Genomic DNA, 13,399 nt, shown 5'->3' with positions numbered 1-13,399 from the left:
GCCCCTGTTGTCTGCCGAGCACGAACTCGTCGTACTGAACCCCGCCACCGAGGAGGTCGTCGCCACCCTCCCCGCCGCCGACGCGGCCGACGTGGACCGCGCCGTCGCCCGCGCGGCCGCCGCCCAGCGGACCTGGGCGGCCGCAGCCCCCGCCGACCGGGCCCGACTGCTGCGCCGCTTCGCCGACGTCGTCGACGCACACGTCGAGGAGCTGGCCCAGCTGGAGGTCCGCGAGGCCGGCCATGTCCTCGGCAACGCCCGCTGGGAGGCCGGCAACGCCCGCGACCTCCTGCTGTACTCCGCGGGCGGCGCCGAACGCCTCCTCGGCAAGCAGATCCCCGTGACCGGCGGCTGGGACGTCACCTTCCAGGAACCGCTCGGCGTGGTCGGTGTCATCGCCCCCTGGAACTTCCCGATGCCCATCGCCGCCTGGGGGGCCTTCCCCGCACTCGCGGCGGGCAACGCGGTGGTCCTCAAGCCCGCCGAGACCACCCCGCTGACGGCCCTGCGCCTGGCCGAACTCGCCCTGGAGGCGGGCCTGCCGGAGCATCTCTTCCAGGTCGTCCCCGGTTATGGTCACATCGCAGGCCGCGCCCTCGTCGACCACCCCGACGTGGCGAAGATCGTGTTCACCGGCTCCACCCGCACCGGCCGCGAGGTCATGGAGCGCTGCGCCCGACTGGTCAAGCCGGTCACCCTCGAACTCGGCGGCAAGAGCCCCAACATCGTCTTCGCCGACGCCGATCTCAGGACCGCCGTCGACCCCTTCTCCTTCCTGGACAACTCTGGCCAGGACTGCTGCGCCCGCACCCGGATCCTGGTCCAGGAGTCCGTGTACGACGAGGTCCGCGAACTGCTCGCCGACGCGCTGTCCACGGTCGTGGTGGGCGACCCGGCCGACGAGAAGACCCAGATGGGTCCGCTGATCAGCCGTCAGCAGCTGGACCGCGTACGGTCGTTCGTGCCCGACGAGGCCCCGGCCCTGCGCGGCAGCGCCCCCGACGGGCCCGGCTTCTGGTTCCCGCCGACCGTCCTCACCGGCGAGCGGCACGACTCCGACGCGGCCCGCGAGGAGATCTTCGGCCCCGTCGCCGTCCTGCTGCCCTTCACCGACGAGGCCGACGCGATCCGCCTCGCCAACGACACCCCGTACGGCCTGGCCGGCTCACTGTGGACCCGCGACCTGGGCCGCGCCCTGCGCGTCTCGCGAGCCGTCCGCGCCGGCAACCTCTCCGTCAACTCCCACTCCAGCGTCCGCTACTGGACCCCCTTCGGCGGCTACAAGCAGTCCGGCCTGGGCCGCGAGCTCGGCCCGGACGCCCTGACCGCCTTCACCGAAACCAAGAACGTCTTCATCAGCACGGAGGCCTGACCGCTCATGACCGAACAGACTGTTACATCTCCTGGGGGTTCCCCCCAGGCCCCCGGCTGCCGCCGCCTGGTGGGCCGCACGGCCGTCATCACCGGTGCCGGCAGCGGCATCGGCCTCGCCACCGCGCGCCGGCTGGCCTCCGAGGGCGCGCACGTCGTCTGCGGCGACGTCGACGAGGCCCGCGGCAAGGCGGCTGCGGACGAGGTCGGCGGGACCTTCGTGAAGGTCGACGTCACCGACGCCGAGCAGGTCGAGGCCCTCTTCAAGACGGCCTTCGACACCTACGGCAGCGTCGACATCGCCTTCAACAACGCGGGCATCTCCCCTCCGGACGACGACTCCATCCTGGAGACCGGCCTGGAGGCATGGAAGCGCGTCCAGGAGGTCAACCTCACCTCCGTGTACCTGTGCTGCAAGGCCGCCATCCCCTACATGCGGCAGCAGGGCAAGGGCTCCATCATCAACACGGCGTCCTTCGTGGCGCGCATGGGCGCGGCCACGAGCCAGATCTCCTACACCGCCTCCAAGGGCGGCGTGCTCGCCATGTCCCGCGAGCTGGGCGTGCAGTTCGCCCGCGAGGGCATCCGCGTGAACGCCCTCTGCCCGGGCCCGGTCAACACCCCGCTCCTCCAGGAACTGTTCGCGAAGGACCCCGAGCGGGCCGCCCGCCGCCTGGTGCACATCCCGGTCGGCCGGTTCGCCGAGGCCGAGGAGATCGCAGCCGCCGTCGCCTTCCTCGCCAGCGACGACTCCTCCTTCGTCAACGCCACCGACTTCCTGGTGGACGGCGGAATCGCGGGCGCGTACGTCACGCCCCTGTAGGGACGAAACGGTACGGTCCACGCGTATGCGACCCTTTCTCGCGTGGACCCTGGCCGCGGCCGCCGCCCTGGTGGCCGCGCCGACCGCACCCCCCGTCTCCCCGCACTCGAACTGTCCCCGCCTGACCGGCACTTGGTACGGCGACAACCGCGCCCGCCTCCAGCAGGTGATCGACGAGCGCGGCACCTGCTCAGGAGCCGGCGGCCACCCGGTCGCCGTCTTCGACTGGGACAACACCGTCACCAAGAACGACGTCACCGACGCCACCCTCTCCTGGTCCCTCAGACACGACCGACTCCTGCGCCCGGCCCGATGGAAGGACACCAGCCCCTGGCTCACGGACGCCGCCGACCACGCCCTGACCGAGGCCTGCGGCGCCGGCACCCCCGAACCGCTGCGCACCTCGACGAACCCCCGCTGCACGGACGAGATCCTCGACATCCGCGAGAACGCCACCACCACGAGCGGCGCCCCCGCCTTCGCCGGCACCTGGAACCACCGCCGCACCGTCCCGCAGTACGCCTGGGTGCCCCAGCTCTTCGCCGGCCGCACCCCCGCCGAACTCGCCTCCTACGCCCGCGCGGCCCGCACCGAAGCCCTGGCAGCCCCGATCGGCGCCACCCGCACCCTCGGCACCCACACCGTGCCCGCCTACGTCCGCTACTACGACCAGCAGCGCGACCTCATCGGCACCCTCCAACGGGCCGGATTCGACGTCTACATCGTCTCCGCGGGCTCCGAACCGATCACCGAGCTCTGGTCCCGGGCCATCGGCATCGACCCCGCCCACACCATCGCCATCCGCTCGCTCCTCGACCGCCGCGGCCGCATCACGCCCCGCAACCAGGGCTGCGGCAACGTACCCGCAACCCGTGGCACGGCGATCCCGTACATCGACGGCAAACGCTGCTGGATCAACCAGGAGATCTACGGGGTCCGGGGCGCCGCGGCCTGGCAGCGGCAGCCGTGGCCGCGGCGCCCGGCCCTCGCGGCCGGGGACGCCGACACCGACGTCACCTTCGTCGGCGACGCGACCGGCGCGCACCTCGTCCTCAACCGCAACAAGCCGGAACTGATGTGCCGGGCCTACGACAACGCCGACGGCCGCTGGCTGATCAACCCCATGTTCATCGAGCCCCTGCCGCGCAGGCCGGGCCCGTACCCGTGTTCGACCAGGGCCCACAACGCGTCCGACGGCGCCAAGGACCCCCTTCTGCGGGACGACGGTTTCGTGGTCCCGGACCAGCCGGACACCGTGTACTGACCTGCAGCGACCGCTGTTGCACCGGCTAGAGGAAGGTGTGGCCTTCCCCGCGGTACGTCGGGACGGTCGCCGTCACCGCATCCCCCTCGATCAGATGCAGCACGTCGAAGCGCTCGCACAGCTCACCGGCCTTGGCGTGCCGGAACCACACCTTGTCGCCGATCAGCAGGTCGTCGGCGGGGGAGCCGAGCAGCGGCGTCTGCACCTCGCCGGGTCCCTCCTGGGGGTCGTAGCGAAGCCCCTGAGGCAGGTGCGGGACGGGCAGCCGGTCGCTTCCTGGCGCGCCGGAGGCGGGGTATCCGCCGCCGAGGACCGTGACGACCCCGACGCCTGGGCGCCGTACGACGGGCTGGGCGAACAGAGCCGCCGGACGCCCGCTGAAGGACGTGTAGTTGTCGAACAGTCGCGGCACGTACAGCCCGGAGCCGGCGCCGATCTCGGTGACGGCGTCCTCGGCGGCGGTGTGCTGCACACTGCCGGTGCCACCGCCGTTGACGAACTCCAGATCCGGTACGACGGCCCGTACCGCACGCACCACCTCGCCGCGCCGCTCGGCGAGCTCCCGCCGGGCCGTTGCCTGCATGAGCCGTACGGCACGCGACCGCAGCGGCCGCCCGGCAACGGAGTCACCGACGCCCGCGATATGGCCCTCGTACGCCATGATCCCCACGACCTTGAACCCCGGCCGCCGGGCCACGAGCCGGGCCATGTCGGCGACCTGGGCGGGCGAGTGCAGCGGCGAGCGACGCGCCCCGACGCGCACGCGCCCCCCGAACAGCTTCAGAGAGGTGTCCAACTCCAGGCAGACCCGGATGACTTCACGCCCGCCGTCGCGGGCCTCGTCGATGAACCTCAGCTGCGAGGGGTCGTCGATCATGACGGTCACGGCGGCGGCGAGCTTGGGGTCGGAGGCCAGCTCGGCGAAGCGGGCGCGGTCCGCGGACGGATAGGCGAGCAGGATGTCGTCGAAGCCGCCGCGCGCCAGCCACAGGGACTCGGCGAGCGTGAAGGACATGATGCCCGCGAACCCGTCCTTGGCGAGGACCCGCTCCAGCAGGGCCCGGCAGCGGACGGACTTGCTGGCGACCCGGATCGGCTTGCCGCCGGCGCGACGCACGAGATCGTCCGCGTTGGCGTCGAAGGCATCCAGGTCCACGATGGCGAGAGGGGCGTCGAGATGGGCTGTGGCCCGGTCGTAGCGGACCCGGTCGGCGGCGCGCGCAGTCATGAACGAAGCCTGCCAGACAGGATTACCGCAGGGTAGGGGGACGTTCCGGGCAGATGCCTCGTGCTCGTGGACTGGTTCCCGTTCTGACAGGGGCAGCCCGTAGAGTGACGCGCACGTACGGCGGAACGGCGGCGGTTGCACATGCATCCGGATGCCGGTCCGCTTGTACGGGTATGCGTGCCCGGGACGGACTGGCCCGGCGTCGACCGGTTGAGCGCAAGGACGACGGCCCGCGTACAGGTAGACGGCCCGGGCGCGAGGAAACGGGGGGGTGCATGAGCACGGAAGCGCAGCACGCCTCCATTCCGCCGCGCCCACCCCAGCCCCCGACAGTCGGATCGTCGCCGTCGGAAAGCCGGCCGCGGGACACCGCGACGGCCGCCGACGAGGCATGGTCCCCGTGGCGACGCTCCGGACCCTTCGAGGCGTTCGGCCACCGCACCCCCTCCATGGGTTCGGACACCGAAGCCGGGCCCGACTCGTCCGCCGAGCCCGAACCGGCTCCGGCCCCGCTGCCGCCCACTCGGGACGGCGTTGTGGGGGGCGAGGCCTGGTCGGGTCCGCAGACCCCGCCCCCGCCGCAGGCCTCGGCCCGCTTCCCGGACACCCCTCCGGCGGCGCGCAACAGCGCCGGTACGCCCGCACCCGCTCCGGGCACCGACGTACCGCCACGCCCGACCCACCGCCCCACACCGCCGCCCGGCGCCCCGAACGCCCCCGCGGAAACCCCCCAGGAAACCACCACGCGCCTCCGCCCGATCCCCCCGGTGACCCCACCCACTACGCCGGTCACGGGCCGAACGCCCACATCGCCCCCTCCCGGCTCGGCCACCCCGCTGACGCCGGACGCTCCCGCTGGCTCGGGTACGCGGCCGCCGTCCTCGCCGTCCGCTGATCCGCGGCGCCGTGCTGATTCGGCTGCTGGTGGGATGTCTTCTGCGGGTGCGGGTGCGGGTTCTGGTGCGGCTGTTCCGTCGGGTGCGGATGCTGCGGCTGGTTCGGGTACGCGGTCGATGTCGTCGTCGCCGTCCGCTGATCCGCGGCGCCGTGCTGATTCGGCTGCTGGTCGGATGCCTTCTGCGCGTGCGGCCTCGGGTTCGTCGGGTCCGGATGCTTCTGCTGGTTCGGGTACGCGGTCGGGGGCGCTGTCCTCGCAGTCTGCCGACCCGTTGCACCGGCCTGAGCCGGCCGCCAAGTCCGTGCCTCCTGCCCGTCCGGCGGGGGCCCCTTCCGGTTCGACCACGCCCCCGGCTCCCGCCGATCCGCCGCGGCGCGCCGACTCGGCTGCCGGGCCCATGCCTCCTGCCCGTCCGGCTTCCCGCCCCGGCAGCGCCCCGCCGTCGGCGGATGCCCGCCCGGGCACGGCCACGCCGCCACCCCGCCCGGCCGCTGCCCCCGCCGAACCGACCCGTCGCCCCGGCTCGTCCATGCCGATGCCGCCTGCCCGGCCCAGCTCGACCCCCGGCGCGGCCACACCTCCTATGCCCTCCACCCGCCCGGGCTCCGGCCACGCGTCGCAGTCGCCGCCCATGCCGCCCTTGCCGGGCACTCGGGTGGAAGGTGTGGGCGCGGGGCCCGACCCGGCGCTTTCCTGGAGCGCTCCGGGGGTGCCCGGCGGCGGGCGGCCGGTGGTGTCGTTCGGGGAGCCCGAGGGATATGACGAGCGGGTCCGGCCGCGGCCGCTCGGGGGGCGGATGCGTTCGCGCACTGCCGCCGTCGCCGCCTGTGTCGTGCTCGGGCTCGGGCTCATCGGCGGTGCCGTCACCGGGAGTTGGCTGGTCGGGGGCTCCGGGGACGACGGCGGACAGGACACGTTCGCCGCGGCCGGGAGCCTGTGGCACAGCGTGCCCGTGGACCAGCTGTTCCCGCGCACCGTCCAAGGCACGGGGGCCGGACCCGGCGGCGCCGACCGGACCTGGACCCGCATCGCCGTCGCGCCGGACAGCGGCTGCAAGGACGCCTTCGACCCGCTGCTGAAGAAGGCCCTCGCACCGGTCGGCTGCCAGCGGTTGCTCCGCGCCACGTACACCGACGCCACCCAGAGCTTCGTCACCACCGTCGGCCTCCTCTTCACCGAGGCCGACACCGCATCCATGACCTCCCTCGCCAAACGCTTCCAGAGCCAAGGCCTCGGCACCCGCACCGACCTCATGCCCCGCCCCTACGCCTCGAAGAACACCGCCGCCGCCCACTTCGGCAGCAAGCAGCGTGCCTCCTGGACCGTCTCCGTGCTCACCGACGCCCCCGTCGTCGTCTACGCCGTCTCCGGCTGGGCCGACGGCCGCAGCGTCGACACCCCGGTCCCTGCCGAGCAGGCCACCCAGTCCGGCGCCACCTCGGCCCCCGCCCAGGCGGGCCTCGGCAACGAGGCCCAGGGCCTCGCCAACCGCATCGAACGGGCCCTGCGCAAAGACGTCACCTCGCCCACGGAGAACCCCTCGTGACGCGCCGCATCGCAGGCCTGAGCGTCCTGCTCGCCGCCTCCCTCGCCCTGGTGCCGTCCACCGTCGCGCACGCCGACGGCATCCGCGCCCAGCAGTGGGCCCTCGACGCCATGCACACCCAGCAGGCCTGGCAGACCACCAAGGGCAAGGGCATCACGGTCGCCGTCCTCGACACCGGCGTCGAGGCCGACCACCCCGATCTCGTCGGCAACGTCCTGCCCGCCAAGGACATGATCGGCTTCGGGGCCGAGCAGGGGGACCGGGCATGGGCCCGGCACGGCACCGCGATGGCCGGCATCATCGCCGGGCACGGACACGGCCCCGGCGACGCCGACGGCGTCATGGGCATCGCCCCCGAGGCGAAGATCCTGCCGGTGCGGGTGATCCTCGAGGACGGCGACACCGCCCGCGGCAAGGCCCGCTCCACCCGCGGCAACGCCCTCGCCGAAGGCATCCGCTGGGCCACCGACCACGGCGCCGACGTCATCAACCTCTCCCTCGGCGACGACTCCGCCTCCGCCCACCCCGAACCCGCCGAGGACGAGGCCGTCCAGTACGCCCTGAAGAAGAACGTGGCCGTCGTCGCCTCGGCCGGCAACGGCGGCGACAAGGGCGACCACGTCTCCTACCCGGCCGCCTACCCGGGCGTCATCGCCGCGACGGCCGTCGACCGCTTCGGCATCCGCGCCTCGTTCTCCACCCGCCGCTGGTACGCCACCGTCAGCGCCCCCGGCGACAAGATCGTCATCGCCGACCCCGACCACAAGTACTACGAGGGCTGGGGGACCAGCGCGGCCTCGGCGTTCGTCTCGGGCGCGGTCGCCCTCATCAAGGCCGCCCACCCGGGGCTGACCCCCGCCCAGATCAAGCAGCTCCTCGAGCACACCGCCCGCAACCCTCCCGCCGGCGGTCGCGACGACTCGCGCGGCTTCGGCATGATCGACCCGGCCGCCGCGATCAAGGCCGCAGGCCGACTCAAGCCCAAGGGCCTGCAGGCGGTGTCGTACGGCGAGAAGTACTTCGGCCCCGGCCCGGACGCGTCCGAGTCCGGCGACGGCACCAGCGGTTGGGCGGCTCCGCTCGCGGGCAGCCTCGGCGGGGTACTGCTCGTCGCGGCGGTCTTCCTGTGGCGCGGCCGCCGCGCACGCTTCGACGGCTTCTGAGACCGCCGGCCCGTCACTCCGGGACGGACGCGGAGGGCGAAGCAGAGGCTGACGACACCGGCGTGTCCCCGGCCAGCGCCGAAACCGCCGCCTTCGCCACCGACTCGACCAGCGAAATCCCCTTCGCCTGCGTCGAGTTGCCCTTGGACAGCACGGCCACCAGGTGGTTACGGCCGTCGACCGTCACCCGCCCGATGCTGTTGATGTCCCACAGTCCGGTCGTGCTGCGCGGCAGCCAGCCGTTCTTCAGCGCCCACCGGGAGCCGTCGGCCGCCGCCGACACGCCCCAGTGCTGGTCGGCCTCAATGTGTCCCATCAGCCCCTGCAGATACGTCCGTGAGACCTCGCTCAGCCTCGAGTCGTCCCCGAACACCTGCTGCAGCAGCGTGAGTTGATCGGCCGCCGTGGTCTGGGTCAGCCCCCACAGCATGCCCTCGCCGCCCGCGGTGGCTGTGAGCCCCAGCCGCTCGTTCGCGGCGTCGAGACCCTCCGCCTTGCCGATGGTCTGCCACAGCGCGGACGCGGCGGTGTTGTCGCTGTTCTCGATCATCGTGGTGGCGTACGACTTCTCGCTCGCCGTGAGGTGCCGGCCCGCGTCCTGCGCCTGGAGCAGCAGCGCCGCCAGGATGTCGACCTTGACGATGCTCGCCGTGTCGAACGCGCCGTCCCCGTACGAGGCGCTCTCGCCCGAGTCCAGGTCCAGCACCGCCACCGACACCTGCGCGCCGTCCTCGACGGGCACCGACTTCACGGCCCCGGCCAGCAGCGCGTCGTAGTCCACCGCCGGCTCTGCCACAGGTTCCACCGCATCCTCCCCGTCCGCCGTGGCCGAGGTGGAGGCCGACGCCGTCGCCGACGACGATACGGGGCTCGCACCGGAGTGCGCTCGAGCCTTCACATACACGGTCCCGGCGGCCGTACCGCCGACGACGGCCACGAGGGCGAGGGCGGTGTGGAGCAGGGTGCGCGTCCTGGACGGACGAGCGCGGCGGCTACGGCGGTCTCTGGGGGACTCCATTCCCGCGATGCTGGAGGCGGCGACTGTGCGTGCCGTTAGCCGGAGGTTAGATGTGCGTCAGGGAAATCTGAGAAAGCCGTGAACCCTGTGAACCAGCGGTTTCCAGGGCCGCACAAGCCCAGCAGCATCCCCCCGATATCCGCCCGATAGGGTCGGTGACCGTGGCGAACAAGAACATTCCCGACTCCGGCTTCTCCGACGACGACGGCACCGCCGACCCCCGGCTCAGCGCCGCGCTCACCGCCTGGGCCGAGGACCGCACCGCCGTGGGCCCCGTCCTGGAGGCACTCAAGGGCGCCCGGCTGCTCGTCCCCGTGGTGGCCGTCCTCGGCGAGGTCGAGGAGGACGAGAACGGGCTGCGCCGCGAGAAGACCAGCGACATGGCCGTCCCCACCCTCAAGGCCGGCCCCCGCACCGCCCTGCCGGCCTTCACCTCCACCGACTCCCTGGCCCGCTGGGACCCGGCGGCCCGCCCCGTCGCCGTACCGCTGCATCAGGCGCTGCAGGCCGCCGCGCACGAGAAGGCGGACACGGTGGTACTGGACCTGGCCGGGCCGGTGCCGTTCGAACTGACCGGCTCCGCGCTGCTCGCACTCGCCGAGGGGCGTACGACGGCCGACCCCCTCGCCGACCCCGCCGTACAGGAGGCGGTACGGACCGCGGTGGCCGCCGAGCCCGCCGTGCTGCGCGCCCACCTCGGGCCCGGTCAGGCCGACGGCACCCTCGCCCTCGTCCTCGACCCGGCAGCCGCCCCCGCAGAGGCCGCCCGTGCCGTGGCCGAGCGCCTCGCCGCCGACGAAACACTGAGGGCCCGCCTGGTGCACGGCCTCGACCTGGCGCTGCTGCCGGCCGGGGCGACGCCGCCGGGCGAGCCCTTGTACGTACGCGGGTAGTTGTTTTACCCCCCGGAGCTAGCCGTAGACCGGGCCCGTGTACTTCTCGCCCGGCCCCTGGCCCGGCTCGTCCGGGACGATCGACGCCTCGCGGAACGCCAGCTGCAGCGACTTCAGGCCGTCGCGCAGCGGCGCCGCGTGGAAGGAGCTGATCTCGGTCGCGCTGCCGTCCAGCAGGCCGGCCAGAGCGTGGATCAGCTTGCGGGCCTCGTCCAGGTCCTTGTACTTGTCGCCCTCCTCGGTCAGACCGAGCTTCACCGCGGCGGCGCTCATCAGGTTGACGGCGACCGTCACGATCACCTCGACGGCGGGGACCTCGGCGATGTCGCGGGTCATGGCGTCGAAGTCGGCGGGGGACTCGGGAGACTCAGGAGGGGTGTCACTCATGCCCCACACGATAGGGCCCGGCGCAGTCCGGTTAGCACCACCCCCGGGTTGCTGCTAACCTTGTGTGACGACCGGCTGGATGCTCGCGTGTCCGGCCCACAAGTGGAGGCTCCGATCTCCCACCTGACTGTCCCCCGGGACGGCGGGTCACCCCGGTCAGGCGGCCACCATCGTTCCGTACGGACGATGGAGTCGCCCGAAAGCGCGCCCCGCGTCATCGCGGCGGTGCTCCGGTAGTGCATTGGAGCCCCGCCTGTGATCGTCCGGGGCATTTTTCATGCTTCGGCGCGGTTAGGTCTAACGAAAGAGAGACATACGCGGCTGTCCGCCAGACCGCCGTGTGGTGCTAACCGAGGAGGATCCATCAGCGCCGAGCCCCGCATCAACGACCGGATTCGCGTTCCCGAGGTGCGACTTGTCGGTCCCAGTGGCGAGCAGGTGGGCATTGTCCCGCTGGCGAAGGCACTGGAGCTTGCGCAGGAGTACGACCTGGACCTGGTCGAGGTCGCGGCGAACGCCCGTCCGCCCGTGTGCAAGCTCATGGACTACGGGAAGTTCAAGTACGAGTCGGCCATGAAGGCCCGTGAGGCGCGCAAGAACCAGGCGCACACGGTCATCAAGGAGATGAAGCTCCGGCCGAAGATCGACCCGCACGACTATGACACCAAGAAGGGTCACGTCGTCCGGTTCCTCAAGCAGGGCGACAAGGTCAAGATCACGATCATGTTCCGTGGTCGCGAGCAGTCCCGGCCCGAACTGGGCTACCGACTGCTGCAGCGTCTCGCGGAGGACGTCCAGGACCTCGGCTTCGTGGAGTCGAACCCGAAGCAGGACGGCCGAAACATGATCATGGTCCTCGGTCCGCACAAGAAGAAGACCGAGGCGATGGCCGAGGCCCGCCAGGCGCAGGAAGCCCGCAAGGCAGACGCGAAGGCCAACCCCGGCAAGTCGCAGAACGCCGCGGAGGCCGAGCACGCCGCCGAGGCCGAGAGCGCCGTGGAGACCGAGGCCCCTGCCGAGGCTTCCGCCGAGGCGTGATCCCGGGGGACGCAAGTCCCCAGGATGTAACCGAAACACGAACGACGCTCCACCGTGCCCGGTTTTCGCGACCGGGCACCGGAGCGCCACCGACGAGGAGAGAACGGCGCTATGCCGAAGAACAAGTCGCACAGCGGTGCCAGCAAGCGCTTCAAGATCACCGGCTCCGGCAAGGTGCTCCGTGAGCGCGCCGGCAAGCGCCACCTGCTCGAGCACAAGTCGTCCCGCGTGACGCGTCGCCTCACCGGCAACGCCGAGATGGCCCCGGGCGACGCCGCGAAGATCAAGAAGCTTCTCGGCAAGTGACGTGAGCGGCGCCCCCACCGAGCGCCGTACGTCTGGACCGGGACCCAATCGTTTCCGGGCCGTGTGAGTCCAACCACGGCCCCGCTACAAGGAGTTAACAAGTGGCACGCGTCAAGCGGGCAGTCAACGCCCACAAGAAGCGCCGGGCGATCCTCGAGCAGGCCTCCGGCTACCGCGGTCAGCGTTCGCGCCTGTACCGCAAGGCCAAGGAGCAGGTCACCCACTCGCTGGTCTACAACTACAACGACCGCAAGAAGCGCAAGGGTGACTTCCGCCAGCTGTGGATCCAGCGCATCAACGCCGCTGCCCGCGCCAACGGCATCACGTACAACCGCTTCATCCAGGGGCTGAAGGCCGCGAACGTCGAGGTCGACCGCAAGATCCTGGCCGAGCTGGCCGTCAACGACGCCACCGCGTTCGCCGCGCTGGTCGAGGTTGCACAGAAGGCCCTGCCGGCGGACGTCAACGCCCCCAAGGCGGCCTGACGCCTGGCGTAGAGCCGACGTGACATGAGGGACCCGCAGGCTTTCGGGCTTGCGGGTCCTGTTGTGTAGTTTCCGAAAGTGAGCCCCATGCCCTCGCCCTCTGCCAGCCCCGAGCTGATCTCCCCCCGTTCGCCCCGCGTCTCCGCCGCCCGGCGGCTCGCCAGGCGGAACTTCCGGGGCAAGGAGCGGCTGTTCCTGGCCGAAGGGCCGCAGGCCGTGCGGGAGGCGGCGGCGTTCGGGGACACGCTCGTCGAGCTGTTCGCCACCGTCGAGGCCGCGGAGCGGTACGCCGACGTCGTGGGGGAGGCCCGGGACACCGGGGTCCGTGTTCATCTCGCCGCCGACGACGTGATCGCAGACATCTCGACGACGGTCACCCCGCAGGGGCTCGTCGGGATCTGCCGGTTCCTGGACACGCCCTTCGAGGAGATCCTCGCCGCCCGGCCCAAGCTCGTCGCCGTACTCGCGCATGTCAGGGACCCGGGGAACGCCGGGACCGTGCTGCGGTGCGCCGATGCCGCCGGCGCCGAGGCCGTCGTACTGACCGACGCGTCCGTCGACCTCTACAACCCCAAGGCCGTACGGGCCTCCGTGGGCTCGCTGTTCCACCTGCCCGTCGCCGTCGGCGTTCCCGTCGAGGACGCGGTCGAGGGGCTCAAGCGGGCCGGTGTGCGGATCCTCGCCGCCGACGGGGCCGGGACCGACGACCTGGACGACGAGCTCGACAAGGGCACCATGGGCGGGCCGACCGCCTGGGTGTTCGGGAACGAGGCGTGGGGGCTTCCGGAGGAGACCCGCGCACTCGCGGACGCCGTGGTGCGCGTGCCGATCCACGGGAAGGCCGAGAGTCTGAACCTCGCCACCGCGGCCGCCGTATGTCTGTATGCGTCAGCCCGTGCACAGCGCGCCTCCGGAGGGTGCCGCTCCGTCACCGAGAGCTAGTAGGGTGACCAGCTCGGGGGCCACCTGCGCCGTCTGA

Annotated in this window: 12 protein-coding genes and 1 pseudogene; 10 read left to right on the top strand and 3 right to left on the bottom strand. The window is 72.1% G+C overall.

The window, feature by feature from the left end; translation table 11 throughout:
- Positions 1 to 7: 7 nt before the first annotated feature.
- Genes EDD92_RS10100 through EDD92_RS10090 form a run of 3 tightly spaced genes read left to right on the top strand, consistent with a single transcriptional unit; the run spans position 8 to position 3,458 of the window.
- Positions 8 to 1,372 (top strand): aldehyde dehydrogenase, encoded by a 1,365-nt coding sequence (locus tag EDD92_RS10100; protein WP_123963982.1) that lies wholly within the window; start codon positions 8 to 10, stop codon positions 1,370 to 1,372.
- A gap of 6 nt (positions 1,373 to 1,378) precedes the next feature.
- Positions 1,379 to 2,194: a 3-oxoacyl-ACP reductase gene (locus EDD92_RS10095; RefSeq protein WP_123963981.1), complete on the top strand. Its 816-nt coding sequence runs from the start codon at positions 1,379 to 1,381 to the stop codon at positions 2,192 to 2,194.
- Positions 2,195 to 2,219: 25 nt separating this feature from the next.
- The gene (locus EDD92_RS10090) at positions 2,220 to 3,458 is read left to right on the top strand and encodes a haloacid dehalogenase-like hydrolase (protein WP_123963980.1); all 1,239 of its coding nucleotides are present in this window, start codon (positions 2,220 to 2,222) and stop codon (positions 3,456 to 3,458) included.
- A gap of 25 nt (positions 3,459 to 3,483) precedes the next feature.
- On the opposite strand, the gene EDD92_RS10085 is transcribed toward EDD92_RS10090, so the two are convergent.
- Complete coding sequence (locus tag EDD92_RS10085; protein WP_123963979.1) at positions 3,484 to 4,686, bottom strand: amino acid deaminase/aldolase; 1,203 nt, start codon at positions 4,684 to 4,686, stop codon at positions 3,484 to 3,486.
- Positions 4,687 to 6,380: 1,694 nt separating this feature from the next.
- Here EDD92_RS10085 and EDD92_RS10080 point away from each other — a divergent pair.
- Both EDD92_RS10080 and mycP read left to right on the top strand, forming a co-directional pair.
- Positions 6,381 to 7,130, top strand: a complete 750-nt coding sequence (locus EDD92_RS10080) for a hypothetical protein (RefSeq protein WP_311736761.1) — start codon at positions 6,381 to 6,383, stop codon at positions 7,128 to 7,130.
- Entirely contained in the window at positions 7,127 to 8,293 is a 1,167-nt protein-coding gene (mycP, locus tag EDD92_RS10075; RefSeq protein ID WP_123963978.1) for a type VII secretion-associated serine protease mycosin, read from the top strand. The genes EDD92_RS10080 and mycP overlap by 4 nt, the downstream gene beginning before the upstream one ends.
- 13 nt (positions 8,294 to 8,306) lie before the next feature.
- Here the strand turns inward: mycP and EDD92_RS10070 are convergent, their stop codons facing one another.
- Complete coding sequence (locus EDD92_RS10070; protein WP_123963977.1) at positions 8,307 to 9,311, bottom strand: serine hydrolase; 1,005 nt, start codon at positions 9,309 to 9,311, stop codon at positions 8,307 to 8,309.
- A gap of 161 nt (positions 9,312 to 9,472) precedes the next feature.
- On the opposite strand from EDD92_RS10070, the gene EDD92_RS10065 reads away from it, so the two are divergent.
- Entirely contained in the window at positions 9,473 to 10,204 is a 732-nt protein-coding gene (locus tag EDD92_RS10065) for an SseB family protein (RefSeq protein ID WP_123963976.1), read from the top strand.
- Positions 10,205 to 10,222: 18 nt separating this feature from the next.
- Here the strand turns inward: EDD92_RS10065 and EDD92_RS10060 are convergent, their stop codons facing one another.
- Positions 10,223 to 10,591: a DUF1844 domain-containing protein gene (locus EDD92_RS10060; RefSeq protein ID WP_030945834.1), complete on the bottom strand. Its 369-nt coding sequence runs from the start codon at positions 10,589 to 10,591 to the stop codon at positions 10,223 to 10,225.
- A 338-nt stretch (positions 10,592 to 10,929) separates the two neighbouring features.
- Between EDD92_RS10060 and infC the strand changes: the two are divergent.
- The 4 genes and pseudogenes from infC to EDD92_RS10035 all read left to right on the top strand — a co-directional run bounded on the left by infC (position 10,930) and on the right by EDD92_RS10035 (position 13,362).
- Positions 10,930 to 11,629: pseudogene (gene infC, locus EDD92_RS10050) on the top strand (translation initiation factor IF-3).
- A gap of 111 nt (positions 11,630 to 11,740) precedes the next feature.
- A complete protein-coding gene (rpmI, locus tag EDD92_RS10045; RefSeq protein WP_003977225.1) occupies positions 11,741 to 11,935 on the top strand; it encodes a 50S ribosomal protein L35 in 195 nt (64 codons plus the stop codon).
- Between the two features lie 101 nt (positions 11,936 to 12,036).
- On the top strand, positions 12,037 to 12,420 hold the full coding sequence (gene rplT, locus EDD92_RS10040; RefSeq protein ID WP_004933571.1) for a 50S ribosomal protein L20: 384 nt from the start codon (positions 12,037 to 12,039) through the stop codon (positions 12,418 to 12,420).
- Positions 12,421 to 12,507: 87 nt separating this feature from the next.
- Positions 12,508 to 13,362: an RNA methyltransferase gene (locus tag EDD92_RS10035; RefSeq protein ID WP_123963975.1), complete on the top strand. Its 855-nt coding sequence runs from the start codon at positions 12,508 to 12,510 to the stop codon at positions 13,360 to 13,362.
- Positions 13,363 to 13,399 lie beyond the last annotated feature (37 nt).

Source organism: Streptomyces sp. TLI_185 (assembly GCF_003814765.1).
Taxonomy (GTDB): Bacteria; Actinomycetota; Actinomycetes; order Streptomycetales; family Streptomycetaceae; genus Streptomyces.
The sequence above is the reverse complement of the archived record's forward strand: the minus strand, read 5'-3'. Positions and strand labels throughout refer to the sequence as shown.